This window comes from Pseudomonas brassicae (assembly GCF_010671725.1).
Lineage (GTDB): Bacteria > Pseudomonadota > Gammaproteobacteria > Pseudomonadales > Pseudomonadaceae > Aquipseudomonas > Aquipseudomonas brassicae.
The window spans coordinates 1-25202 of record NZ_JAAHBU010000111.1 but is presented as its reverse complement, the minus strand read 5'-3'; the positions used below and the strand labels follow the sequence as shown (position 1 = coordinate 25202).

The 25202-nt window shown below is 62.7% G+C and carries 25 protein-coding genes, 1 tRNA gene and 7 pseudogenes; 21 read left to right on the top strand and 12 right to left on the bottom strand.

The features are described from left to right. The first annotated feature begins 42 nt into the window (after positions 1–42). Positions 43–564 (top strand): lactoylglutathione lyase, encoded by a 522-nt coding sequence (gloA, locus tag G3436_RS09495; protein ID WP_163943967.1) that lies wholly within the window; start codon positions 43–45, stop codon positions 562–564. Positions 565–668: 104 nt separating this feature from the next. Next, positions 669–917, top strand: coding sequence for a hypothetical protein (locus G3436_RS09490; protein ID WP_163943964.1), 249 nt, complete (start codon positions 669–671; stop codon positions 915–917). A 63-nt stretch (positions 918–980) separates the two neighbouring features. Here the strand turns inward: G3436_RS09490 and ahpF are convergent, their stop codons facing one another. The 7 genes and pseudogenes from ahpF to G3436_RS09455 form a co-directional block, all read right to left on the bottom strand. Further along, positions 981–2558 (bottom strand): alkyl hydroperoxide reductase subunit F, encoded by a 1578-nt coding sequence (gene ahpF, locus G3436_RS09485; protein ID WP_163943961.1) that lies wholly within the window; start codon positions 2556–2558, stop codon positions 981–983. 116 nt (positions 2559–2674) lie between these two features. Then, positions 2675–3238 carry an alkyl hydroperoxide reductase subunit C gene (ahpC, locus tag G3436_RS09480; protein WP_043861743.1) on the bottom strand — a complete coding sequence of 188 codons (564 nt, stop codon included), beginning with the start codon at positions 3236–3238 and terminating at the stop codon, positions 2675–2677. Between the two features lie 206 nt (positions 3239–3444). Beyond that, positions 3445–4800, bottom strand: coding sequence for a glutathione-disulfide reductase (gene gorA / locus G3436_RS09475; protein ID WP_163943957.1), 1356 nt, complete (start codon positions 4798–4800; stop codon positions 3445–3447). Positions 4801–4900: 100 nt separating this feature from the next. Continuing rightward, positions 4901–5740, bottom strand: a complete 840-nt coding sequence (gene galU / locus G3436_RS09470; protein ID WP_163943952.1) for a UTP--glucose-1-phosphate uridylyltransferase GalU — start codon at positions 5738–5740, stop codon at positions 4901–4903. A 184-nt stretch (positions 5741–5924) separates the two neighbouring features. Then, positions 5925–6836: pseudogene (locus G3436_RS09465) on the bottom strand (c-type cytochrome). After that, on the bottom strand, positions 6833–7483 hold the full coding sequence (locus tag G3436_RS09460; protein WP_163943949.1) for a c-type cytochrome: 651 nt from the start codon (positions 7481–7483) through the stop codon (positions 6833–6835). Before G3436_RS09460 ends, G3436_RS09465 begins: the two are co-directional and overlap by 4 nt. A gap of 146 nt (positions 7484–7629) precedes the next feature. Beyond that, complete coding sequence (locus G3436_RS09455) at positions 7630–7983, bottom strand: hypothetical protein (protein ID WP_163943946.1); 354 nt, start codon at positions 7981–7983, stop codon at positions 7630–7632. Between the two features lie 152 nt (positions 7984–8135). Between G3436_RS09455 and G3436_RS09450 the strand changes: the two genes are divergently transcribed. The 8 genes and pseudogenes from G3436_RS09450 (at position 8136) to csrA (ending at position 13925) form a co-directional block, all read left to right on the top strand. Beyond that, positions 8136–8438: a DUF1883 domain-containing protein gene (locus G3436_RS09450; protein WP_163943942.1), complete on the top strand. Its 303-nt coding sequence runs from the start codon at positions 8136–8138 to the stop codon at positions 8436–8438. A gap of 3 nt (positions 8439–8441) precedes the next feature. After that, positions 8442–8612 (top strand): hypothetical protein, encoded by a 171-nt coding sequence (locus tag G3436_RS26995; RefSeq protein ID WP_178116385.1) that lies wholly within the window; start codon positions 8442–8444, stop codon positions 8610–8612. Between the two features lie 30 nt (positions 8613–8642). Further along, entirely contained in the window at positions 8643–9716 is a 1074-nt protein-coding gene (locus G3436_RS09445) for an NAD(P)H-dependent flavin oxidoreductase (RefSeq protein WP_163943938.1), read from the top strand. 84 nt (positions 9717–9800) lie between these two features. Continuing rightward, positions 9801–10551, top strand: a pseudogene (gene modA, locus G3436_RS09440) (molybdate ABC transporter substrate-binding protein). Then, a pseudogene (gene modB / locus G3436_RS09435) lies at positions 10551–11230 on the top strand (molybdate ABC transporter permease subunit). Before modA ends, modB begins: the two co-directional pseudogenes overlap by 1 nt. Positions 11231–11233: 3 nt before the next feature. Next, positions 11234–12322, top strand: a complete 1089-nt coding sequence (gene modC / locus G3436_RS09430; RefSeq protein ID WP_163943935.1) for a molybdenum ABC transporter ATP-binding protein — start codon at positions 11234–11236, stop codon at positions 12320–12322. 55 nt (positions 12323–12377) lie between these two features. Further along, positions 12378–13412 carry a DNA topoisomerase IB gene (locus G3436_RS09425; RefSeq protein ID WP_163944009.1) on the top strand — a complete coding sequence of 345 codons (1035 nt, stop codon included), beginning with the start codon at positions 12378–12380 and terminating at the stop codon, positions 13410–13412. Positions 13413–13727: 315 nt separating this feature from the next. After that, positions 13728–13925 (top strand): carbon storage regulator CsrA, encoded by a 198-nt coding sequence (gene csrA / locus G3436_RS09420; RefSeq protein WP_163943933.1) that lies wholly within the window; start codon positions 13728–13730, stop codon positions 13923–13925. A 49-nt stretch (positions 13926–13974) separates the two neighbouring features. Here csrA and G3436_RS09415 read toward each other — a convergent pair whose 3' ends face one another. The 3 genes and pseudogenes from G3436_RS09415 to G3436_RS09405 all read right to left on the bottom strand — a co-directional run bounded on the left by G3436_RS09415 (position 13975) and on the right by G3436_RS09405 (position 16998). Continuing rightward, positions 13975–14367 carry a response regulator gene (locus G3436_RS09415; protein WP_163943930.1) on the bottom strand — a complete coding sequence of 131 codons (393 nt, stop codon included), beginning with the start codon at positions 14365–14367 and terminating at the stop codon, positions 13975–13977. A gap of 19 nt (positions 14368–14386) precedes the next feature. Beyond that, a pseudogene (locus tag G3436_RS09410) lies at positions 14387–15831 on the bottom strand (ATPase domain-containing protein). A gap of 3 nt (positions 15832–15834) precedes the next feature. Further along, the gene (locus G3436_RS09405; protein WP_163943928.1) at positions 15835–16998 is read right to left on the bottom strand and encodes a two-component system sensor histidine kinase NtrB; all 1164 of its coding nucleotides are present in this window, start codon (positions 16996–16998) and stop codon (positions 15835–15837) included. 283 nt (positions 16999–17281) lie between these two features. On the opposite strand from G3436_RS09405, the gene G3436_RS09400 reads away from it, so the two are divergent. From G3436_RS09400 to G3436_RS09360, 9 genes and pseudogenes are all read left to right on the top strand, one after another. Then, positions 17282–17494, top strand: a complete 213-nt coding sequence (locus G3436_RS09400) for a hypothetical protein (RefSeq protein ID WP_178116383.1) — start codon at positions 17282–17284, stop codon at positions 17492–17494. An 8-nt stretch (positions 17495–17502) separates the two neighbouring features. After that, positions 17503–18207 (top strand): YoaK family protein, encoded by a 705-nt coding sequence (locus tag G3436_RS09395; protein WP_163943926.1) that lies wholly within the window; start codon positions 17503–17505, stop codon positions 18205–18207. 83 nt (positions 18208–18290) lie between these two features. Then, positions 18291–18375, top strand: a tRNA-Leu gene (locus G3436_RS09390). A gap of 205 nt (positions 18376–18580) precedes the next feature. Beyond that, positions 18581–19002, top strand: a pseudogene (locus tag G3436_RS09385) (nuclear transport factor 2 family protein). Continuing rightward, the gene (locus G3436_RS09380; protein ID WP_163943922.1) at positions 18999–19763 is read left to right on the top strand and encodes an SDR family NAD(P)-dependent oxidoreductase; all 765 of its coding nucleotides are present in this window, start codon (positions 18999–19001) and stop codon (positions 19761–19763) included. Before G3436_RS09385 ends, G3436_RS09380 begins: the two are co-directional and overlap by 4 nt. Further along, on the top strand, positions 19760–21007 hold the full coding sequence (locus tag G3436_RS09375) for an NAD(P)/FAD-dependent oxidoreductase (RefSeq protein WP_163943919.1): 1248 nt from the start codon (positions 19760–19762) through the stop codon (positions 21005–21007). Before G3436_RS09380 ends, G3436_RS09375 begins: the two co-directional genes overlap by 4 nt. Next, positions 21004–21819 (top strand): DUF1365 family protein, encoded by an 816-nt coding sequence (locus G3436_RS09370; protein WP_163943915.1) that lies wholly within the window; start codon positions 21004–21006, stop codon positions 21817–21819. The genes G3436_RS09375 and G3436_RS09370 overlap by 4 nt, the downstream gene beginning before the upstream one ends. After that, positions 21806–23077 (top strand): SAM-dependent methyltransferase, encoded by a 1272-nt coding sequence (locus G3436_RS09365; RefSeq protein ID WP_163943912.1) that lies wholly within the window; start codon positions 21806–21808, stop codon positions 23075–23077. The genes G3436_RS09370 and G3436_RS09365 overlap by 14 nt, the downstream gene beginning before the upstream one ends. A 2-nt stretch (positions 23078–23079) precedes the next feature. Beyond that, positions 23080–23604: a DUF2878 domain-containing protein gene (locus G3436_RS09360; RefSeq protein WP_338001229.1), complete on the top strand. Its 525-nt coding sequence runs from the start codon at positions 23080–23082 to the stop codon at positions 23602–23604. Here the strand turns inward: G3436_RS09360 and G3436_RS09355 are convergent. Beyond that, a pseudogene (locus G3436_RS09355) lies at positions 23573–24095 on the bottom strand (DUF3833 domain-containing protein). The gene G3436_RS09360 and the pseudogene G3436_RS09355 overlap by 32 nt on opposite strands. Beyond that, positions 24092–24625 (bottom strand): chalcone isomerase family protein, encoded by a 534-nt coding sequence (locus tag G3436_RS09350; RefSeq protein WP_163943909.1) that lies wholly within the window; start codon positions 24623–24625, stop codon positions 24092–24094. The pseudogene G3436_RS09355 and the gene G3436_RS09350 overlap by 4 nt, the downstream one beginning before the upstream one ends. A 236-nt stretch (positions 24626–24861) precedes the next feature. Between G3436_RS09350 and G3436_RS09345 the strand changes: the two genes are divergently transcribed. Continuing rightward, positions 24862–25056 (top strand): hypothetical protein, encoded by a 195-nt coding sequence (locus tag G3436_RS09345; RefSeq protein ID WP_420801192.1) that lies wholly within the window; start codon positions 24862–24864, stop codon positions 25054–25056. 47 nt (positions 25057–25103) lie between these two features. Continuing rightward, positions 25104–25202, top strand: a pseudogene (locus G3436_RS27495) (bacteriocin); the annotation flags it as partial.

The following is a 25202-nucleotide window of genomic DNA, read 5'->3' as shown; positions in this document are numbered from 1 at the left end:
ACTGTTTTGCTGGCGTGCGCCAGCCCTACCTGCGGAGTGCCCATGAGCCTGCAAGATCTCGACACCCTTCCCGGCGTCACCGCGCAACCGGATACCGCGACCCACAACTTCGTGTTCAACCACACCATGCTGCGGGTCAAGGACGTCGCCAAGTCCCTGGACTTCTACACCCGCGTGCTGGGTTTCAGCCTGGTGGAAAAGCGCGACTTCGCCGAAGCCGAGTTCAGCCTGTACTTCCTGGCGCTGGTCGACAAGGCGCAGATCCCTGCCGACGCGGCCAAGCGTACCGAGTGGATGAAATCGATCCCCGGCATCCTTGAGCTGACGCACAACCACGGCAGCGAAAACGACCCGACGTTCGCCTACCACAATGGCAACACCGACCCACGCGGTTTTGGCCATATCTGCATCTCGGTGCCGGACATCCGCGCGGCGTGCGAGCGATTCGAACAGTTGGGTGTGAACTTCCAGAAGCGTCTGAGCGACGGTCGCATGAAGCACCTGGCGTTCATCAAGGACCCTGACGATTACTGGGTAGAGATCATTCAGCCGACTGAATTCTGAAGCCTGGCCAAGGGCGCACGCTCGTCGGCGCGTGCCCTCCCGGCGCCTCGATGTGCTATACCGGGTGCGTTACCGGTTGAAGCAACCACAGCGAGGTAGTGCTCATGCAATCCCTTCAATGTGTCCATCGCAACTACACCGTCACCGCCAACGTCGTGCCGCATGCGGGCATTCCCCTGCCGTTCGAAGTGGGCTGTCGTATCACCAGCCCTGAACAGCACAGCACCCGACGGCTCTGTGCCCACGCGCCCTTGTTTCTGGCCGACCTGGAAAACGCCCAGCGTGCGTCGATTGCGCTCGGCAAGTCATTGGTCGACCAACAGCTGGACAAGGGGCGTTCGCTGTTCGAGTAAGCCATGAAAAAGCCCCGACAGGCATGCCTGTCAGGGCTTTGGTTGTTTACCAGCGACGTAGCTTCAGGCCGGTGCGCTGGTACGGATCAGGTGGTCGAACGCTGCCAGCGACGCCTTGGCCCCCTCCCCCAGCGCAATCACGATCTGCTTGTACGGCACGGTAGTCACGTCACCTGCTGCGAACACACCGGCCACGTTGGTCTGGCCACGTGCATCGACAATGATCTCGCCACGCGGCGACAGTTCGAGCGTGCCCTTGAGCCAGTCGGTGTTGGGCAACAGGCCGATCTGCACGAAGATCCCCTCCAGCGCGATGTCATGCAACGCCTCGCTGGTGCGGTCCTTGTAGCGCAGGCCGTTGACCTTCTGGCCATCGCCCAGCACCTCGGTGGTGAGGGCGCTGGTGATCACCGTGACATTCGGCAGGCTGTGCAGCTTGCGTTGCAACACCGCGTCGGCGCGCAACTGGCTGTCGAACTCGATCAGCGTCACGTGGGCCACGATGCCGGCCAGGTCGATGGCGGCTTCAACACCAGAGTTGCCCCCGCCGATCACCGCAGTGCGCTTACCCTTGAACAGCGGACCATCGCAGTGCGGGCAGTAGGCCACGCCGCGGCTGCGGTACTCTGTTTCACCCGGCACATTCATTTCGCGCCAACGGGCACCAGTTGCCAGGATCACGGTCTTGGCCTTGAGTGTCGCGCCACTGGCCAAGCGCACCTGGTGCAGGGCGCCGTCGATGCCAGGCAGCAGTGCATCAGCGCGCTGCAGGTTCATGATATCGACGTCGTACTGCTTGACGTGCTCTTCCAGGGCCGTGGCCAGCTTGGGCCCCTCGGTCTCCTGCACCGAGATAAAGTTCTCGATGGCCATGGTATCCAGCACTTGCCCGCCAAAGCGCTCGGCAGCCACACCCGTACGGATGCCTTTGCGTGCGGCGTAAATGGCTGCTGCAGCGCCCGCTGGCCCACCACCGACGACCAGCACATCGAAGGCGTCCTTGGCGTTGAGCTTCTCGGCCTGACGCTCGCTGGTGCCGGTGTCGAGCTTGGCGACGATCTCTTCCAGGCCCATGCGACCCTGGCCGAACACTTCACCATTGAGGTAGACGCTCGGCACCGCCATCACCTGGCGCGCCTCGACTTCAGCCTGGAACAGCGCGCCATCGATCGCGACGTGACGCACATTGGGGTTGAGCACCGCCATCAGGTTCAGCGCCTGAACCACGTCCGGGCAGTTCTGGCAGGACAGCGAGAAGTAGGTTTCGAAGTTGAACTCACCGTTGAGCCCGGCGATCTGCTCGATCAGCTCGGCGCTCGCCTTGGAGGGATGGCCGCCGACTTGCAGCAGCGCCAGCACCAGCGAGGTGAATTCGTGGCCCATGGGGATACCGGCAAAACGCAGGCTGATGCCTTTGCCCTCTGCCGCGGCCCCGGGACGATCAAGCGAGAACGACGGGCGACGGGCGTCAGTGCCGTCCTCGCGCAAGGTAATCAGGTTCGAAAGGCTGGCGATTTCCCGCAGCAGGTCGTGCAGTTCGCGAGACTTCGCGCCGTCGTCGAGGGAGGCAACGATCTCGATCGGCTGAGTGACCCGCTCCAGGTAGGTTTTCAACTGAGTTTTAAGCGTGGCGTCCAACATGCGGGCGATTCCTTTTCAAACGGTAGAAAAAACAACGCCCGGGCAGATTCGCCCGGGCGTTTTCGGGGCGGGACTCACATCAGGTGCGGTGGCCCGCCCTCAACTGGCTCACGGTCTTAGATCTTGCCGACCAGGTCCAGCGATGGTGCCAGCGTGGCTTCGCCTTCTTTCCACTTGGCCGGGCACACTTCGCCTGGGTGGGCAGCAACATACTGGGCAGCCTTGACCTTGCGCAGCAGCTCGCTGGCGTCACGGCCCACACCACCGTCGTTGAGTTCGACGATCTTGATCTGACCTTCGGGGTTGATCACGAAGGTGCCACGGTCGGCCAGGCCGGCTTCTTCGATCAGCACGTCGAAGTTGCGCGAAATGACGTGGGTCGGGTCACCGATCAGCGGGTACTGGATCTTGCCGATGGTTTCCGAGGTGTCGTGCCAGGCTTTGTGGGTGAAGTGGGTGTCGGTGGACACGCCGTAGATTTCCACGCCCAGCTTCTTGAATTCGGCGTAGTTGTCGGCCAGGTCGCCCAGTTCGGTCGGGCAGACGAAGGTGAAGTCGGCCGGGTAGAAGAACACCACGGACCATTTGCCTTTCAGATCTGCTTCGGAAACTGGAACGAATTCACCGTTGTGGTAGGCGGTGGCGTTGAACGGTTTGACCTGGCTATTGATGATAGGCATCTGTGACTCTCCTTCAGGGGTTGTAAGACGTGATGGGAGAATCCTACCCAAGCAGGGCTGATAGCGCTCATTGGCAAAGCTGATGCTGGTGATTGGTTTTGGCTATAAAGCCAAGGTATCAATAGAAGATTTATGTTGATGCAATCGCCGTCAAGCCCGCGCCCACAAAGTGCAGGAGCAGGCTTGACCGGCGATGGGTGCAACGCTTAGCGGGTAGGCGTACGCAGCGTGACGAACTCTTCAGCCGCCGTCGGGTGCACACCGATGGTCTCGTCGAACTGCTGCTTGGTGGCCCCGGCCTTGAGCGCGATGCCCAAGCCCTGGATGATCTCGCCGGCATCCGGGCCGACCATGTGGCAACCCAGCACCCGGTCAGTGTCGGCATCGACTACCAGCTTCATCAGGGTCTTCTCCTGCACGCCGGTCAGCGTCAGCTTCATCGGCCGGAAGCGGCTCTCGAAGATCTGCACCTGATGGCCTGCCTCCAGCGCCTGCTCTTCACTCAAGCCCACGGTACCGATCGGTGGCTGGCTGAACACCGCGGTGGGAATGTTCTGGTAATCCACCGGCCGGTACTGCTCTGGCTTGAACAGACGCCGCGCCACCGCCATGCCTTCGGCCAGCGCCACCGGGGTGAGCTGCACCCGGCCAATCACATCGCCAATGGCCAGGATCGACGGTTCATCGGTCTGGTACTGGTCGTTGACCTGCACGAAGCCACGCGCGTCCAGTTGCACCTCGGTGTTTTCCAGCCCCAGGTTGTCCAGCATCGGCCGGCGCCCGGTGGCATAGAACACGCAATCGGCAACCAGCTCGCGACCATCCTTGAGGGTGGCCTTGAGGCTGCCATCCGCCTGCTCGTCGATGCGCTGTATGTCACTGTTGAACTGCAGGTCCATGCCGCGTTTTTCCAGTTCTTCCTTCAGGTGCGTGCGCACTGCGCCATCAAAGCCACGCAGGAACAGGTCACCCCGATAGAGCAAGGTGGTCGCCGCGCCCAGGCCCTGGAAGATCCCGGCGAACTCCACGGCGATGTAACCGCCGCCCACCACCAGTACCCGCTTGGGCAGGGTCTTGAGGTAGAACGCCTCGTTGGAACTGATCGCCAGCTCACGCCCCGGAATATCCGGGACCTGCGGCCAGCCACCGGTGGCGATGAGGATGTTCCTGGCGCTGTAGCGCGTGCCATCGACCTCGACTTCGTGCGGCCCGGTCAGGCGACCGTGACCTTCGAGCAGGGTCACGCCACTGTTGACCAGCAGGTTGCGGTAGATGCCGTTGAGTCGCTCGATCTCGCGGTTTTTGTTGGCAATCAATTGCCCCCAGTCGAATTGCGCATCTTCCAGCGACCAGCCATAGCCTGCCGCCTGCTCGAAGTCATCGGCAAAATGCGCACCGTACACCAGCAGCTTTTTCGGCACGCAACCGACGTTGACACAGGTACCGCCCAGGTAGCGGCTTTCGACCACCGCCACTTTTGCACCGAAGCCGGCAGCAAAGCGCGCCGCGCGCACACCGCCGGAACCGGCGCCAATCACGAACAGATCAAAATCGTAGGCCATTATCAGGTCTCCTTGGCAGGCCGCCAGCATAACGCCAGGCACGGCCATAAACAAAAAAGCCACCCGAAGGTGGCTTTATGACGCAACAGGCTGAGCGAACTCAGTACGCCTTGCCGGTCTTGTAGAAATTCTCGAAGCAGAAGTTGGTCGCGTCGATGTAACCTTCGGCGCCGCCGCAGTCGAAGCGCTTGCCCTTGAACTTGTAGGCAATCACGCAACCGTCCTGGGCCTGCTTCATCAGGGCGTCGGTGATCTGGATCTCGCCGCCTTTGCCTGGCTCGGTTTCTTCGATCAGCTTGAAGATGTCCGGGGTCATGATGTAGCGGCCGATGATCGCCAGGTTCGACGGGGCATCTTCAGGCTTGGGTTTTTCGACCATGTTGCGTACACGGTACAGGTCGTCGCCGATCAGGTCGCCCGCGATCACGCCGTACTTGCTGGTTTCCTGCGGGTCGACTTCCATGATCGCCACGATGGTGCAGCGGTATTGCTTGTACAGCTTGACCATCTGCTTGAGCACGCCGTCACCGTCGAGGTTGACGCACAGGTCGTCCGCCAGCACCACCGCGAACGGCTCGTCGCCGATCAGTGGGCGGCCGGTCAGGATCGCGTGGCCCAGGCCTTTCATTTCGGTCTGACGGGTGTAGGAGAACGAGCACTCGTCGAGCAGCTTGCGGATGCCGACCAGGTACTTTTCCTTGTCGGTGCCCTTGATCTGGTTTTCCAGCTCGTAGCTGATGTCGAAATGGTCTTCCAGGGCACGCTTGCCACGGCCGGTGACAATGGAGATTTCGTTCAGCCCTGCGTCGAGCGCTTCTTCAACCCCGTACTGGATCAGTGGCTTGTTCACCACTGGCAGCATTTCCTTGGGCATGGCTTTGGTTGCTGGCAGGAAGCGGGTGCCGTAACCGGCTGCCGGGAACAAGCATTTCTTGATCATAAACATCCTTAACAAGGGCTGTGCGGTACGAATTCGGCGCAGTCTAATCAGGCGGCGGTCACCTTACAATGCCCCGCCTGAGGTTGGCCGATTAGATGATAGAGAAAACTCAGTGTAGTTAGTTCCCGCAGCCTGCAAATAATGCCTTTGCAGGCCTTGTCCTGATGCGGCAAATGGCCCTGCCTCAGGGCGGCGTGCCCTGCCCGAGCAGTACCCCGTCAAGCTGCTGGCCGTAAAGGTTCACGCCATCGTTGGCGTGAAACTTGAGCCGGGTCTTTTCCACCGACCCCTCCACCAGGCGCGGGTCTTGCGGCCGCTCATGGGCATTCACGAAAGCGGCAACGTCCCAGGCCTGCTGGTCGCTCAGGCTACCGGGCTTGCCCAATGGCATATTGTGTTTGATGAAAGACGCCGCCGTGTTGATCCGGTGCATCCCGGCCCCCCAGTTGTACGAGTCCTTGCCCCACAGCGGTGGCATCACGTAGTCCTGGGCCACCTTCTGGCCCTGGCCATTGTCACCATGGCAGAGTGCACATTGCTGCTGGTAGACCTGCGCGCGCGCTTGAGGTCATACCCTTGCGCGGGCTGGGCGACCTCCGGATATCCACGTCCGGGGCTCTCGACGCCCAGCGGGGCCTTGCTCGCCAACCAATAGGCATACACCGACAAGGCCGTCATCTCGGGGCTGTCGACGGCCGGCGGCGTGCCGTTCATGCTGAACTGGAAGCAGCCCTGGATGCGTTCGGCAAAGGTGTTGACCTTGTCGTTCTTCTTTCGATAAGCCGGGTACATCGGGTAAGCCCCCCACAGTGGCGCCGAGTGCGCCAGGCGGCCCTGGTCCAGGTGGCAGTTGCTGCAATTGAGGCCATTGCCCACATAGTCGGGCGCCAGGCGCCGCGTGTCGACGAACAGTGCATGGCCTTCACGCACCATTTTCCCGTAGGCATTGTCGGGCAACTCGTGCTCGGCCGCGGCACGAAGCTGGCCGGTGTGCTGACGGCGCCACCTTGAGCTGAGACTGATCGTCCATGGCGATCGACGCCGCCTGAGTACTGCCGATAACCATCGTCACCACGGCAAGCAACAATCGCTTCATTGGGCCACCCCTTGGTTCGCGCCGCCGGCAAAGTAGTCGGCTAGCGCCTTGATCTCGGCATCGGTCAGCGCCTTGGCAATACCGACCATCAGCTGATTGGGGTCATTGCTGCGGCTGCCGTCACGCCATGCATTGAGCTGGCCAACCAGATAAGCGGCAGGCTGGTGCGCCAGCGGCGGGAAATGCTCGCCAACCCCCACGCCCCCCGCCCCATGACACTGCACACAGCCGGGAATGCCACGGCTCCAGTCGCCGTACAGCGCCAGCGACTGCACGGGATCGGTTGCCATCTGCTGGCGGCGGATATCAGGGGTTGCTGGCACGGGCATGGCTGCCAGGGTAACGGCGACAGCGCTGATCTCGGCGTCGGTCAGTGCCTTGGCCAGCGGCTGCATGATCGGCTGCTTGCGGCTGCCGTCACGGAAATCCTTGAGCTGCTTGCTCAGGTAGGCCGCGGGCAGACCGGCCAGGCGGGGGAAGCCGGCAGCTACCAGCCCCCCGCCGTCCGGCCCGTGGCAACTCATGCAGGCCATGGCGGCAGGGTTTTCCCCACCCTGGGTAAAGACTTTCTGGCCATCTGTGGCCTTGGCGGCCTGCGCGGAAAAAACCAGCAGGCTACTCAGCAGGATTCGATCCAGCGGGATCATCACGGGCTCCATTTTCTAGCTATAAGCTTAGACCTATAAAGCATAAGCCCGCGAATGGTAGGCCTATCCGTCCAGCGCGACAACGCAGGCATGACGGAGAAAAATGCGGGAAAACTCGCTGAATCGTTTAATCCAGACTCGCTCAGCTACTTGGAAATGCACAAGGTGGTGGCGCGCTTGACGTCGCCCGGGCGCAACGGAAAATTGCTCAACCGCTCATGCACCTTGATCGCGCTACCACTGGAGCGCTCGCTGATCTCCAGCACCGCTGCCGGCGATTTGTCGGAGAGTTTCTGTGGCACGATCACGCGCAGCCCGTTGCCCTGCTCCTCGATGGTCAAAGGCCCGCGGCTATCGGCCAGGCGCTGCTGAACGCAACTGGCGAACTCACGCGGCGACTTGCCGGAGATCACGCTCATGGTCTCTGGGCTCTGTTCGATCTCGGCAACATTGGCACAACCGGTCAGCGCAACTGCCAGCGCTGCTACAACCCACTTCATCGCTACCCCTCCATAAAAACCGTTTGACTGTGTCCAGGCCGTTTTGCTCCCTTGATTGGCAGTTTTATCCTTGGCCAGGCACTAAGGCCGACAGTGTAACCGACATCGTGCTATCGTTTTGATTTGCCAAAAGATCCCTTGCGGAGAGCGACATGAAATTCGTACACCAGCGCGAGCACCTCAATGAAGACGATATCGTCGTCATCCACTGCTCCCAGCGCTGCAATATCCGGCTGATGAACGATGCCAACTTCCGCAGTTTCAAGAACGGCGGCCGGCACACGTACCACGGCGGCGCCTTTGTCGACTTCCCGGCAAAGATCACCGTACCCAGCGCCGGGTTCTGGAACATCACCATCGATACCGTGGGCCCGCGTGCGCTATCGGCCGTGACCAAGCCGACCTTCACCCATACCATCAAGATCATCCGCCGCTCGTCGTCGAAACTGAGATAAGCCATGAGCCAGACCACCAAGTACGTCATCAAGTACAAACTCGACGGCGAGCGTCGTTTCGACTTCGCGCAGTTGAGCAGCGATGCCCCCGCACAGGTTCAGGACGCGCTGCGCAAATTGCACGGCGATGACTTCGACAAGATCACCGAGATCAAGGTAAGCAAGGCACTGTAACCGCCCCTGCCCGCTTCAGGAGAACCCGCGATGAGCCACTGGCCGGACCACCGAATCCTTGACCTGCTGGGCATCGAGGTGCCGATCCTGCAAGCGCCCATGGCGGGCGCGAGCGGGTCGGCCATGGCCATCGCCGTCAGCAATGCGGGTGCCCTGGGCGCGCTGCCGTGTGCGATGCTCAGCGCCGATCAGTTGCGCCAGGAACTGGATACCTTTGGCCAAGCCAGCCGCAGCCCGCTCAATGTGAATTTCTTCTGCCATCAGCCGCCTGCCGCCGATACCGAGCGTGCAGCGCGCTGGAAGCAGGCCCTGCGCCCTTACTACGACGAAGTCGGGGCAGACCCCGACGCCACCACACCGGTGTCCAACCGCGCCCCCTTCGACGAGGTCGGCTGTGCCCTGATCGAAGCATTCAGGCCTGCGGTGGTCAGCTTTCATTTTGGCCTGCCGGCCCCGGCACTGCTGGCACGGGTCAAGGCCACTGGCGCCAAGGTACTGTCCAGCGCCACCACGGTGGCCGAAGCGGTTTGGCTGCAGCAACATGGCTGTGACGCGATCATCGCCATGGGTTACGAGGCCGGCGGTCATCGCGGCATGTTCCTGAGCGACGACCTCAACACCCAGATCGGCACCCTGGCACTGGTGCCGCAGATTGTCGACGCCGTCACGCTACCGGTGATCGCTGCAGGCGGCATCGGCGATGCACGCGGTATTGCCGCGGCCTTCGCGCTGGGCGCCTCGGCCGTGCAACTGGGCACGGCCTACCTGTTCTGCCCGGAAGCAACGATTTCGCCTGCGCATCGCCAGGCCTTGCGCAGCGCCCAGGCCAGTGAGACGGCTGTGACCAACCTGTTTACCGGCCGCCCAGCCCGCGGCATCAGCACCCGGATCATGCGCGAACTGGGGCCGATCAGCCCACTGGCGCCGGCGTTCCCGCTGGCAGGTGGCGCCTTGATGCCACTGCGCGCAATCAGCGAACCCCTGGGCAACAGCGACTTCAGCAACCTCTGGTCGGGCCAGGCACTGCGCCTGGGGCGCGAACTGCCCGCCGGCGAACTGACCCGCCACCTGGCCCAAACGACCCTGGCGCTGCTGGCTCGCTGAAACAGCCCTTCCCGTTTGCCGGGCAATCGCTATATATTCCAATACATAACGATTATCCCAAGCCCATGGAGCTGTTTGATGAGTATGTGCGCCCCTCGCTTTGCCTTGACCGCCCTGTTCAGCCTGCTGACCCTCAACAGCGCATGGGCCGATGAGGTCCAGGTCGCCGTCGCGGCCAACTTCACCGCGCCGATCCAGGCCATTGCCAAGGATTTCGAGAAAGACACCGGGCACACCCTGGTGGCCGCCTACGGAGCCACCGGGCAGTTCTACGCACAGATCAAGAATGGCGCGCGTTCGACGTCTTCCTGGCGGCCGACGACACCACCCCGCAAAAACTTGAAGCGAAGGTGAAAGCGTCAAGGGTTCGCGCTTTACCTACGCCATCGGCACCCTGGCCCTGTGGTCGGCCAAGGACGGCTACGTCGATGCCAAGGGCGAGGTGTTGAAGAAAAACCAGTACCAGCACCTCTCGATCGCCAACCCCAAGGCCGCGCCCTACGGCCTGGCAGCCACCCAGGTACTGGCCAAGCTCGGCCTGACCGACGCCACCAAGGCCAAGCTGGTCGAAGGCCAGAACATCACCCAGGCCTTCCAGTTCGTCTCTACCGGCAATGCGGAGCTTGGCTTTGTGGCACTGTCGCAGATCTACAAAGACGGCAAGGTCGGCAACGGCTCGGCCTGGATCGTGCCAGCCGAGCTGCATGACCCGATTCGCCAGGATGCGCTCATCCTCAACAAGGGCAAGGACAGCGCCGCAGCCAAAGCCCTGGTCGAGTACCTGAAGGGGCCCAAGGCCGCCGCTGTGATCAAAGCCTACGGCTACGCCCTCTGATGCCACTGGACGCCAGCGATCTCGGCGCCATCTGGCTGACGTTCAAGCTGGCGTCACTGACCACCCTGATCCTGCTGCTGATCGGCACGCCGATCGCCTGGTGGCTGGCGCGCACGCGCTCGTGGTGGCGCGGGCCGGTCGGTGCGGTGGTGGCGCTGCCGCTGGTGCTGCCGCCGACGGTGATCGGTTTCTACCTGCTGCTCACCCTTGGCCCGCATGGCTGGATCGGCCAGGCCACCCAGGCCCTCGGGCTGGGCACGGTAGTGTTCAGCTTCAGCGGCCTGGTGATCGGTTCGGTGGTGTACTCCATGCCCTTTGTGGTGCAACCCTTGCAAAACGCCTTCAGTGCCATCGGCGAGCGCCCTCTGGAAGTCGCCGCCACGCTGCGCGCCAGCCCTTGGGACACGTTTTTCAGCGTGGTCTTGCCGCTGGCCCGCCCCGGTTTCATCACCGCCAGCATCCTGGGCTTCGCCCACACCGTCGGCGAGTTCGGCGTGGTGTTGATGATTGGCGGCAACATTCCCGACAAGACCCGCGTGGTGTCGGTACAGATCTTCGACATGTCGAAGCCATGGAATACCTGCAGGCCCACTGGCTGGCGGGCGCGATGCTGGTGTTCTCGTTCCTCGTGCTGCTGGCGCTGCATGCCAGCCGGCGCGGCAAACCGGGCTGGAGCTGAGCGATGAACGCACTGATTCAGGCACGCCTGCAGGTGGCCTTCAGCGACTTCCAGCTGGATGTCGACTTGCAATTGCCCGGGCGTGGTGTCAGCGCCTTGTTCGGTCACTCCGGCTCGGGCAAGACCACCTGCCTGCGTTGCCTGGCGGGCCTGGAGCGTGCCGACCACGCCTACATCGAGGTCAATGGCGAGGTCTGGCAGGATTCTGCCCGCCACTACTTCATGCCACCACACCAACGCCCGATCGGCTACGTGTTTCAGGAGGCCAGCCTGTTCGCGCACTTGAGCGTGCACGCCAACCTGACCTTCGGCTGGCGGCGCATCCCACGTACACAACGTCAAGTCGGCCTGGAGCAGGCCTGCGAACTGTTGGGCATTCGCCACCTGCTCGAACGCACGCCCGATACGTTGTCCGGCGGCGAGCGCCAGCGCGTGGGGATCGCCCGCGCGCTGCTGACCAGCCCGCGCGTACTGCTGATGGACGAGCCGCTGGCCGCCCTCGACGGGCCGCGCAAGCGCGAGATCCTGCCCTACCTGGAGCGTTTGCACGACGAGCTGCAGATCCCGCTGATCTATGTCAGCCATGCGCAGGAGGAAGTGGCGCGACTGGCCGACCACCTGGTGGTGCTTGAACAGGGCAAGGTACAGGCCTGCGGCCCGATCAGCCAGACCCTGGCGCGTCTCGACCTGCCGCTGGCCCTGCAGGATGACGCCGCCGTAGTCATCGAAGGCCAGGTAGGTCACTACGACGCGGCTTACCAACTGCTCGACCTGCAACTGCCCGCCAGCACCCTGACGCTGCGTCTGACCCACGGCCCCTTGGCGGCAGGCGCACGCCTGCGAGTCAAGGTCCAGGCACGTGACGTCAGCCTGAGCCTGGCCGAAGACACACGCACCAGCATCCTCAATCGCTTGCCCGTGCGGGTGCGCGAACTGCGCGCCAGCGACAACCCGGCCCAGGTCATGGTCAGCCTGGATGCCGACGGCACGGCGCTGCTGGCCCGGGTCACACGCTATTCGTGCGATCAGTTGCAGCTTACGCCCGGCCAACAGCTGTGGGCGCAGATCAAATCCGTGGCCTTGCTGGGCTAACTTGCGCGGGACGCTGCGGTCCACCGTCAGAGCCCAACCGGAAGCGCCTCGCATGATCGACGACCTGCCAGCACTCCCCAGCAGCCTGCACTACGTGGACGACACCCGACCAGGGCTTCATCGACGCATGCTGCGCAAGCACTTTGCCTACTTCGATGCCAGCGGCCAGCGGGTCACTGACACGGCCACGATCGCACGCATCAAGGCGCTGGCAATTCCACCGGCCTACATCGACGTGTGGATCTGTGCCGACCCGCAGGGCCATCTGCAAGCCACCGGCCGTGATGCTCGCGGGCGCAAGCAATACCGCTACCACGCCGCCTGGCGCGAATCGCGCGACAGCCACAAGTACGCGCGCATGCTCGCCTTTGCCGAACGCCTGCCGCGCTTGCGCAAACAGCTGGACGACCACCTGGCGCGCCCAGGCCTTGATCGCGAGAAGATCATGGCACTGGTGGTCAGCCTGCTCGACAGCACATTGATCCGCGTGGGCAATCGTCAGTACGCCCGTGACAATCAATCCTATGGGTTGACGACCCTGCGCAACCGCCACGTGCAGGTCGAGGGCAGCGCCATCCTGTTCAGATTTCGCGGCAAGAGCGGCATCGAACACCAGGTCACCCTCAAGGACCGCCGCCTGGCGCGCATCATCAAGCGCTGCCTGGAGCTACCAGGCCAGGACCTGTTCCAGTGGCAGGACGCGCAGGGGCAATGCCACGCGATCGGCTCGGCCGATATCAACGCCTACCTGCAGCAACTCACTGGCGCCGACTTTACCGCCAAGGACTACCGCACCTGGGCCGGCAGCGCACTGGCGCTCGAATTGCTGCGCGAGCTGCAGTGGCAACCGCAAACCGAAGCGCGTCGGCAAATCGCCGAAATGGTCAAGCAGGTTGCTCGGCGCCTGGGCAATACCCCGGCGGTGTGCCGACGCAGCTACATTCACCCGGCGCTGCTTGAGCGCTTCGTCCTCGGTGAGCTGGCGCGGCTGCCACGGCCACGTGCACGCCAACGCATGGAACTGGCTGAAGTGGCGCTGGCGCGGTTTCTAAAGACACTGGAAGCAACAATTACGAATGAAACTCATTAACCATCACTCAAAATAGCCTTACTTTTTCAATGCAAGAGTTCAATAGATAAAAGACATATCCCCCATCTAGCAGAGAAATTTCCCATATGCGTTCAAGCCCCCTATGCTTGCGTGCATGGGCATTATCGGTTGTGCGTAAATACCCATCTGCCCAGTCGGAACCTGCGACTAAAGACCTCAACAGAATCTTGTAATCGGGGAATTATTTTCCACCGAATGCGTCTTTAATAAAGGGAAAGAGGGCTGTGCCACCGTGCGCACCCGGCCTGTGCAGCTACTGTCTGCAGGGCATTTCAAGTTACCAAGGAGAAGTAAATGCTGATACTCACCCGCAAAGTTGGCGAAAGCATCGTCATCAATGATGACATCAAGGTCACCATTCTAGGGGTCAAGGGCATGCAAGTGAGGATCGGTATCGATGCGCCCAAAGATGTACAGGTGCACCGTGAAGAGATCTACAAGAAAATCCAGGCCGGCAGCCCGGCACCCGAGAAAGGAGACGAGCCGCGCTGAATGAAACTGAATCGAGACGCACGGATGCGCTTGGTCTCTGGCAACCGCCCTACAAAGGGTCAGGTGCTGCTCGAGCCGTGTCAGGCGGATCGATCAACGACCTGACCTTGGCCACCAACGCATCCAGATCGAACGGTTTGGCAATCACCTCATTGAAGAGCCCCGGCTTGTCCTTGCCAATGTCGGCTTGCGCCCCGCTCATCAGTACAATCGGCAAGTGCTTCAAGGCGTCATCTTCCCGAACCTGCTTGGCAAACTCCTCACCGTTCATGGTCGGCATCATGTAATCGGTGATTACCAGATCAAACCTGACTTTTCTGAGCTCATCCATGGCTTTTGCGCCATTGGCCGCTTTCTCGACTTCGTACCCCGCATCTTCCAGTGCCAAGCCCAGGATATCGGTAATCAGGTACTCATCGTCGACTACCAGAATCCTGCTCATGGCAACCCACCTGTGACGCTCATGACTTATCCGCCGCTGACGGTGTGCCCGACATCACCGCCGTAGCCTGGCGGAATGCCTTGTTCAGGTCGATGCCGGTTGAACTGATCACCAGCTCCAGCAACGCCGGGTCGTAGTCGCTGTCACGTACCTTCAGAATCGACAGCAGCCGCTTGAGCTCGGAGTCCAGCTCGACGAAACGCATCAGCATCAGATTGTCGACGATGCTCGAAAGCTCCGGTGCCGGGGCGTTGATTTCAGACCCGAACAGGTCGCGCATTTCCCAGGTCGCCAGCACGGACACATCGTCGGCACGCAGCTCCCCCATCAACGCCCGGAAAAACTCGTTGAGCCGCGCCTGGCTGGTAGCCACACGAGCAATGGCACCGAGGCTGTCGATCACCACCCGCTTGATGCGATGCTCGCGCACCTGGCGCAGCAAGCGTGCGCCGACGGCGTCCAGCAGCCCTTCGGTGGTCGGTTGCCAGGCCAGGTGCACGGCCCCGCTTCGCTCCAGCGCCGGCAGGTCGATGCCGATCGCCTGGGCCTTGATGCGCAGGCGCTGCGGAGTTTCGTAAAAGCCGAAATGCAGGCCAGGTGCTTCGCGTGTAGCGCCCGCCAGAAAGCTCAGCCCCAGGGAAGTCTTGCCGATGCCGGAGGGGCCCATCACCAGCGATACCGATGCCCCGGGAAAACCGCCTCCCAGCAGCCGGTCGAGGCTCGGCAGCCCACTCTCGACACGGGTCAGTACCTCGCTGCCGAGGTTCGAGGGGCGGCTGTAAAGTGCCTCCAGGCGTGGATAGACCTTCAAGCCGTGATCGGTGATCTCGCATTCGTGCCGTCCAGACAGCGATCCACTGCCACGGGTCTTGAGCAGTTGAATACGTCGTACCGAGCGCGAACCGTGCAAGTCCTCACCCAATTCGATCACGCCGTCGACCATGGTGTGTTCCGGGCTACCTTCGTCCAGCCCGGAACTGGTGAGCAGCAGCAGGGTACAGCCGGCAACGGCGGCATGGCCCTGCAGCTCGGCGATGAATTTTTTCGTGTCGAGCACGGTTTCGGCGCGTGAGCGGGCGGTGAGCAGGCCATCGACAATCAGCAGGGTGGCGCCATGGCGCGCGATCTCACCGCGCAGCAACCTGACCACCGCTTCCAGCCCTTCGCGCTCGAGCGTATCGAAAGCGCTGAGGAACTGGATCTGATCACCATGGTAGGCGCGTGGAAAAAACTCAAGGTCGACAGGTACTGGAACAAGCGCTCATGGGACTCGCTCAGCAACGTCGCCACCAGTACCCGCCCGCCTCTGGCCACGTGGTTGAACGCCAGCTGGTTGGCCAGAATGGTCTTGCCTGAGCCAGGACGCCCCTGGACGATATAGGATGAGCCCGCGATCAGGCCGCCCTTGAGCAGTTCGTCCAATCCCTCGATACCCGTTGCCAGACGCTTGAGCTGCTCCACGATGGTTCACCCCTTGTGTGGGTTGTCGGAATCGGTACTCGGCCATACCGGCAGGCACAGGCTCATGCACGTACCGCGCCCCGGCTCGCTGTCGACCCGGATGCAGCCGTTGCTCTGCCTTGCAAAGCCATACACCTGGCTCAGGCCCAGCCCGGTGCCCTTGCCAAAGCCCTTGGTGGTAAAGAACGGCTCGAAGATCCGCGGCAGCACGCTGGGGTCGATACCGCGCCCGGTGTCGCTGACACTGATCAGCACAAAATCCCCCTCCAGCCCTTCCCACTCACCGTGCAGCCGATGATTACACGCGCGCAACTCGATCTGCCCCGATGTCCCCATCGCGTCACGCGCATTGAAGATCAGGTTGAGCAGGACCATTTGCAACTGGCTGGCGTCCACCTCGATATCGCTCAGCTCACTGTCCAGTTGCACCACCAACTGCATGTCCTTGGGCAACGCCTGCGACAGCAGCGCCTGGCTTGACGCCACCAGCTCCCCGACATTCACCCGGCTGCTGCTGAATGCCTTGCGCCGGGCAAAACCGAGCAACTGTTGCGTGACCTGACTGCCACGTTCCCCAGCATCGACAATATGCTGAAGCAAGCGTTGAGTACGCTGCGGATCCTTGGAATTCATGGCCAGCTTTGCCGAACCGATGATGATGGTCAGCAGGTTATTGAAATCATGCGCCATACCACCGGTAAGCTGGCCCAGCGCCTCGAGCTTCTGCGCCTGGAACAGTTGTGCGCGCATCACATCCAGCTGCAAGGCAGCTTCGCGACGGTCGGTGATGTCACGGGTGATTTTTGCCAGGCCAACCACCGTCCCGTCCTCGTCGCGGATCACGTCCAGCGCCGCCAGGGCCCAGAATTGCGTGCCGTCCTTGCGCTGACGCCAGCCCTCGTCCTGTACCCCGCCGGTGCTCAACGCCCGATTGAGCAGCCACGCCGGCCGGCCGTCGGCGCAATCCTGAGGGGTGAAGAACATCGAGAAATGCCGACCGATGACTTCGTCGGCACGGTAGCCCTTGATGCGTTCGGCCCCCAGGTTCCACGACACCACATGGCCTTCGAGGTCGAGCATATAGATGGCGTAGTCCGCCACCGTGCGCACCAACTGCTCGTAGCGGCTGACGTGCAGGGTATGAAGGTCGGAGCGCTCGGAAGATTCCATGACACACCCACAGGCACGGCAGAGGACGATAAAAGAGTAGACAGTTTAGAACCCGGGCAATTCCCTGGGTAAAACAAACCCGTTGCGTGGGCTTGGCGCGAACCGACGCTCATTGGATCCACGCCGCACAAAACAGTGGCGCAGTGGTGAGCCCGTGTCAACATTGTGCCGTCGCTGCTCCCACTGCCCTGGCAGCTGTTCCTGCAACTGAACGCAGCTTTTCGCTCCCCCGCCGGGAAGTCAACTTGCTATAGTCGCCAGGTGTACTACAAGAGGGAACGATTTGACCACAGACCTGCGGATGAAAGGCATTCACGACGACTTGCAGCACACGGCTGCGGACCTTGAACGGGTGGCGCTGCAGCTGGCCGGGCACGCGCGCTACCTGCAGCGCTCGGTGCACACCCAGGACGCCCTGGATGTACAGCGCAGCATCAATGGTCTGCAGGCGTCGGTCGACGAACTGCGCAACGTCGCCAGCAACCTCGAACAGTAACGCCGCCTATGCTCCCAGAACGCACGCAAGGCCATCGCGGACCGATGAGCACCCTGGTGCACAACCGGCGAGGCCGGGTCGGGTTGTTTTTTGTCGCTGCGCTGTCGGTACTGGCGGGCATGACCGACGCGATCGGCTTTCTTGCCACCGGTGATTTTGTTTCGTTCATGAGCGGCAATACCACGCGCATGGCCGTGGCCCTGGGCGACGGGCACTGGGCCTTGGCATCGCGCCTGGCGCTGCTGATCGGCGCTTTTATCGCTGGCAATGCCCTGGGCGTGATCATCGCCCGGCTCAGCGCCCGACGCGCCTGGCCACTGCTGCTGATTGCAGCGGCATTGCTGCTGGTGGCAGGCCTGGTCGACAGCGACGCACAAGTGGCCGCGTTGTTTGCCGCGATCATTGCCATGGGCATGCTCAATGCCGCTGTGGAAGAGGTCAACGGACTGCCGATCGGGCTCACCTATGTCACGGGTGCCTTGTCCCGGTTTGGCCGTGGCCTGGGGCGCTGGTTGCTGGGCGAGCGCCGCCCGGGCTGGCGTGTGCAGTTGGTGCCGTGGGCCGGCATGTTGTGCGGCGCAGTGCTCGGCGGGCTACTGGAGCATCGTCTGGGGCTGGTGGCGCTGTTGGCCAGCAGCCTGCTGGCAGCGCTGCTGGCTGCCTTCTCGGTATTCATCCCGAGACGCTGGCTAAGACGCTACATGGCCAAATGAACAGCCTGCAGCAGCGTCCAGGCAGAGGCTTAAGCTGTTGATTTGTGCTGTCTTTTCATGTCTAATTCGCAGTCTGCTGCACCGCCTCGATGGTGAAATTGGTAGACACATCGCACTTAAAATGCGCCGCCGAAAGGTGTACCGGTTCGACTCCGGTTCGAGGCACCATACCCCCCCTTGCAATGCCCACCCCTCCCCCGCTGCACCCTGAGCCGCACCAGGCGATTGCTGCTGCCTTGAATTTCCTCGTCGACGCACACGAAATCTGCTGCTACGCATTGACTTGTACAAATTTCCCTCTAACCTGCAAATATCTTGTACAAACATCACAATATGTACAACTAAATGACCGATACGGTCATGGGTGCAGGTCATGTCCGACTATCTCAAACGCTTTGCACAGCGCTTCAGCGAGCTAGACGCAGGCAATCTTGAGCGCTTGGCGAGCTGTACAGCGACGATATCCAGTTCCGCGACCCGCTGCATCAGGTGCAAGGCCTGCGCGCACTGCGCACCTATTTTGACCAGCTGTACGCCAACGTCCAGGCCGTGCACTTCGAGTTCCATGGCTACGACCAGGTCAACGACGGGCTCGGTTACCTGCGCTGGACCCTGCACTATCGCCACCCGCGCCTGAACGGGGGGCAGACCATCGAGGTACGTGGCTGTTCGTGCCTGATGTGGCGCGACAAGGTCTACCTGCATCACGACTACTTCGACGCCGGCGCACTGTTGTACGAGCACGTGCCGCTGATGGGCAGCGTGATCCGCTGGCTCAAGCGCAGGCTGGCATGAAGCGTATCTGGCTGACCGGCGCAAGCAGCGGGATCGGGGCGGCTCTGGCCGAGATACTGCTGGCCCAGGGGCATCGCCTTGCGGTGAGTGCGCGCAACACCCAGGCCCTGCTGGCATTGTCGCAACGCCACGCCGGCCAGGTGCTGGTGCTGGCCGGCGATTTGCGCGACGCCGCGCAAGTGCGTGCCATGGGCGAGCATATCGGCCAGGCCTGGGGCGCGCTGGATCAGGTGATCCTCAATGCCGGCAATTGCGAGTACCTGGACAGCCAGGCATTCGAAGCCGCCATGGTCGAGCGCGTGATGGCGTCCAACCTGTTCAGCGCCAGCCATTGTGTGGAAGCGGCGCTGCCGCTGCTGCGCCGCGGCGTGCGCCCGCATCTGGTGGCGGTGGCCAGTGCCGTGACCTTCCTGCCGCTGCCGCGCGCAGGCGCCTATGGCGCGTCGAAAGCGGCCGTGCGCTACCTGTTCGAATCGCTGCGCATCGACCTGGCCCGCGACGGCATCGCCGTCACGCTGGTAAGCCCGGGTTTTGTCGACACCCCGCTGACTCGGCGCAATGACTTCGCCATGCCGATGTGCTGGCCGGCCGAAAAAGCCGCGCGCCATATCGCCGAGCGCCTGGATCGGCAGCCCTTTGAAATTGCCTTCCCGCGCCTGTTCATCAGCAGCCTGCGCCTGGTCGCCTGGCTGCCACTACGCCTGCAACTGGCCTTGGGCAAGCGCATGTCACGCCCACCGCGCGAGGAACCCACCCCATGAAAATCGCGATCATCGGCAGCGGTATTTCCGGGCTCACCTGCGCCCACTTGCTGCAACGCCAGCACAGCATCACGCTGTACGAAGCCAGCGACCGCCTCGGCGGCCATACCCACACCGTCGACGTGCAACTGGGCGAGCAGCATTATGCCGTCGACACCGGTTTCATCGTGTTCAACGATTGGACCTACCCGCAGTTCATCCGCCTGCTCGAGCACCTGGGCGTGGCCTCGGACCCGACCGAAATGAGCTTTTCGGTGCACGACCCGGCAACCGCCCACGAGTACAACGGCAATACCCTCAACAGCCTGTTTGCACAGCGGCGCAACCTGCTGTCACCGCCGTTCTGGGGCATGCTCTACGACATCCTGCGCTTCAACCGCCAGTCGCTGCGTGACCTTGAACAACAACGGGTCAGCGATGTACTGACCCTGGGCGACTATTTGCACAGCAATCGCTACGGCCAGCGCTTCATCGATCACTACATCGTGCCGATGGGTGCGGCCATCTGGTCGATGCCGCTGGCGCAGATGCTGAGGTTCCCGCTGCAGTTCTTCGTGCGCTTCTTCAAACACCACGGCCTGCTGTCAGTCAACCACCGGCCGCAGTGGCGCGTGGTCCGGGGTGGGTCGAGAAGCTATGTGGCGCCACTGTGCGCCCCGTTTGCACAAGCCATTCGCCTCAATTGCCCGGTACTGGGCGTCAGCCGTGACGCCCACGGCGTCACGGTGTTCAGCCGCGCCGGCATGGAGCGCTATGACAAGGTGGTGTTCGCCTGCCACAGCGACCAGGCGCTGCTCACCCTGCACGACCCCAGCGACGCCGAGCGGGAGATCCTGGGGGCATTGCAGTACGCCGACAACGACGTGGTACTGCACACCGACACCCGCCTGCTGCCGCACCGGCCGCTGGCCTGGGCCAGCTGGAACTACCGCCTGGGCGGGCACAGCACGCAACCGGCGGCGGTGACCTACAACATGAACATTTTGCAGGGCATCGACGCACCGCAGACCTTTTGTGTCAGCCTCAACCAGACCGACGCGATCGACCCAAGCCGAATCCTGGGGCGCTACACCTACGCCCACCCGCAGTTCAGCCTTGACGGCGTGCGCGCCCAGGCGCGCCAGGCAGAACTGTGCGGCGCGCAGCACACCTACTATTGCGGTGCGTACTGGGGCAATGGTTTTCACGAGGACGGTGTGGTCAGCGCATTGCGCGTCGCATCGGCGTTCGGGGAGCACCTGTGAACAGCGCACTCTACCAGGGCTGGGTCAGTCATCGCCGGCATGCCAAAGGCGGGCACGGGTTTGCCTACCGCATGGGCCTGCTGTATCTGGACCTGGACGAGCAGGCACAACTCTCGGCACTTTCCAGGCTGGCCGGCAGTGGACGTTACCAGCCCTTCGCCTTTCGCGAGCGCGATTACCTGCCATCGCTCACCGGCGACGGCACTCCGCTCAAGCAGGCCGTGGGCGACCACATCGAGCAGGCCCTGGGCCATCGTCCAACGGGCCGGGTATGCGTGTTGACCCAGCCACGCAGCTGGGGCCTGGCGTTCAATCCGGTGAGCTTTTTCTACTGCTTCGAGCACGATGGCCGGCTGGCCGCGATCCTGTGTGAAGTGACCAATACACCCTGGCACCAACGCTACCACTACGTACTGCCCGCAGCTGCCGCCGAGCCCTGGCACTTCAGCGTGGCCAAGGCGTTTCACGTCTCGCCGTTCCTGCCCGCCGACCTGGAATACCACCTGCACTTCAACGCGCCCGCCGCCCGCCTGCGGGTACGCATGGAGGACTGGCAAGCCGACCAGCGCGTGTTCAGCGCCACGCTGCAACTGAATCGCATCGAACTGACCCGCCACGCCCTCTACCGGCACCTGCTGAGCTTCCCCTGGATGACCGGCAAGACCCTGCTGGCAATTTATTGGCAGGCCCTGATCCTGCTGCTCAAGCGTCACCGCGTGTTCAATCACTTCCCTGCCGACGGCGCCTGGCGCCTGGCCAAACCGCTCACCGGACGACCGACCGTAAAGGAACCCCCGCATGAAAAGCCCTGAGGCAATCCCGGCCAAACGCTGTACAACGGCCGGTAATGGCATTGGCCTGGCGTTACTCAAGCGCGCCGTGCTGGGGCAGCTCGAACGCTTGCGCCATGGTGCCCTGGTGGTCATCGAGCCAACCTGCGTGCATCACTTCGGCAGCGCCGGTGCCACCCTGCAAGGGCAGGTCCAGATCGTCGACGCCGCTGCGTGGGGGATGATCGCCAGCAACGGCTCCATCGGCGCAGGCGAGGCCTACATCCAGGGCTACTGGACCAGCCCAGACCTCACCGCCGTGGTGCGCGTACTGGTCAGCAACCTGGACGTGCTGGATGACCTGGAGGGCGGCCTGGCGCGCCTGGGTCGCCCATTGCTGCGCGCGGTGCACTGGCTCAACCGCAACACCCGACAGGGGTCACGGCGCAACATCGCCGCTCACTATGATCTGGGCAATGCGTTGTTCGAACAGTTGCTGGACCCGAGCATGATGTATTCGGCCGCCATGTTCCGCACGCCCGAGGACAGCCTGGAACAGGCGCAACAGTACAAGCTGCAGCGCATTTGCCAGAAGCTCGACCTGAGCAGCACCGACCATCTGCTTGAGATCGGCACCGGCTGGGGTGGGCTGGCCATCTATGCAGCGCGTCATTACGGCTGTCGCGTGACCACCACCACGGTTTCGGCCGAGCAATACGCCTATGCACGCCAGCGCATCGAGTCCGAGGGCCTGCAGGATCGCATCACCCTGCTGCTGGAGGACTATCGCGACCTGCAGGGGCAGTTCGACAAACTGGTCTCCATCGAAATGATCGAGGCAGTTGGCCACCGCTACCTCAGCACCTACTTCAAGCAATGCGCACGGCTGCTCAAGCCCGATGGGCTGATGCTGCTGCAGAGCATCACCATTCGCGAGCAACGCTACGCGCAGGCACGCCGCTCGGTGGATTTCATACAGCGTTATATCTTCCCCGGGGGCGCCCTGCCCTCGGTCAGCGTGCTGATGCAGGTACTGGGGCGCGACACCGACCTCAACCTGCACCATATGGAAGACTTCGGGCTGCACTACGCGCGCACCCTGCGCTGCTGGCACCAGCATTTGCAACGGGCACGCCAGACGCTGCACACACTGGGTTATGACGACAGCTTCTACCGGTTGTGGGAGTTCTACCTGTGTTACTGCGAGGGCGGCTTCATGGAGCGCGCCATCGGTACCGCGCAGTTGCTGCTGGCCAAGCCGGAGGCACGGCCTGCGCCACTGCTGGGCCAGCTGGGCTGACTGTGCGACGCACACGCGCAGCACACCTGCTGGGCAATGCGCTGCTGTTCCAGGTGGGTTGGTTCGCCTGCGTGCTGGGCGCACATCACCCCTGGCTGCTGTGGCTGGCTGCCGCGTGCCTGTTGACGCACCTGGCATGGCTGGCCAGGCCGGGCGAGGTTCGCCTGATCCTGGCGGTGAGCCTGTGCGGCTGGGCAGTCGACAGCCTGCTGCTGAACTTCGGCGTATTCGTCTTCGCCGGGCAGCGCCACCTGCTGCCCGGTTGGCTGGCGCTGCTGTGGCCGCTGTTTGCCAGCACCTTGCACCATAGCCTGGCCTGGAGCGCCCGTCCTTGGTGGCTGGCCAGCCTCAGCGGCGCGCTTGGCGGGCCACTGTCGTACTGGGGCGGCGTGCAACTGGCCGGCGTGGGATTGCCACTGGGCACCTGGCCCAGCCTGATGCTACTGGCTGGCGTGTGGGCGCTGTTGCTACCTTTGCTGCATCAGGTGGGGCGGCTCACGGCACCTGCTTGCGGAAAAACAGCGTGACCTGGCCAACCTCGACACCGAACTTGGTCATGTAGGAGCGGTTGCAGGGTATTCTCGTCCAGCAGGTACATCCAATCGTCGAAGCGAATGTCCCAGGTCTTGCCGTCGACCGGCACACTCAGCACATACTGCCAGCGCAGTGCGAAGCCCGCATTTTGCCCACTGGCCTCCTCCACCACATCCCCGGCGTTACCCCGCCAGCGCCCGGGGCCCTGCGGACGAATGGTCCAGGTGCGCGCCTGACGGGTGCCGTCGCTGTAGGTAAAGTGCTCGTCCAGTACCACATTGTCGCCATCGCTGCGCCCGTCTATCACCACATGGAAACGCTTGATCACTTCACCCGAGCGCTTCTGCACGATGCCCCAACCGTCGACCCGACCATTGAAATACTGCCGCAGGTCGAATACCGGCGACTGGCCGCGGTAGGTCTCGACATCAACATTGCCGCAACCGGCCAGCAACAGGCACACCAGCACGCACCACCGCTTCATGAGGCACCTCCGAGCAATTGCTGACGCAGTTCAGGGTTGCGGCTGCGCGGGTCCAGCCAGATGGCAAAAAACGCCCGGGCGAAGGCCTCGTCGCGCACCGCGTGCTGCAGCCGTTCACCCACATAGAAGCGGCAGCCCTGGCCGGGCAGGTAGACACCGGTGATGCGCGCGCCTGCCTGTACGTCGACAAACGCCCGCTGCATCTGCGCCTGCCACTGGCTGAGCTGCGCCGCCGTCACGCTGCCGGCAGACAAGCGCTGGATCTCGTCGAGGCTGATGCTGACCAGGCGATCACGGCTGACCGCACGGTGGTAGGTGATCTCCAGGGCAAACGGCTGCTGGTCGTCAAAGCGGGCAGCCGCACTCCACAGGCGCGCACCATAGATGCTCAAGCCCCAGACTTTCAGCTCGCCACTGCCCACCAGGCGTGCGCCGGGCAAGGCCTCCTGCCAGGCGGCCACGGCCTGCCCGCACGTCAATGCGCCCACCAGCAACAGCAGCCTGCCTAACGCGAACGCCAATGGGCGCATGCCATGCTCCTCGGGCCGCAACCCTGGTCGGTACGTCAGCTATGCCTCAGCAATACCTTTACTTGAATATTTCCTTGTACAAGTTTAGCGCTGATTTTGTACAACGCAGCACGCCGAGCGTAATCGTCTGCTGCCCGCATGACGTGTTTTTAGAGCGCCCACACGGAAACCAAACCAAAAAGCCGCGGTCATACTTGCGCCATAGAAAAACCACCTTGCGGATCAAGGACATGAACGTGCTGACACGTCTATCACAGTGCGCCCTGGTGGCGCTGATGCTGGCCACTGCCGGCTGTTACCACCATCACGGCCGTGACGATGGCGGCTGGCGCGACCACGACCGTGACCATCGCCATGCGCGCGACCGTGACCATCGTTATGACCGCGATGACCGCGGGCGCAATGATCGCTATCGCGGCGACTATCGCTGAACACCTACCCCTCTTGCTGGCTGTCCCCTTTTACTGAGGTTCACATCATGCGTTTCACCTTGCCTACCCTCGCTCTAGGTATCCTGCTGCCCCTGACTGCCATGGCCGGTGATGGCACGACCGCCATTGGCGGCGGGCTGGGCGGC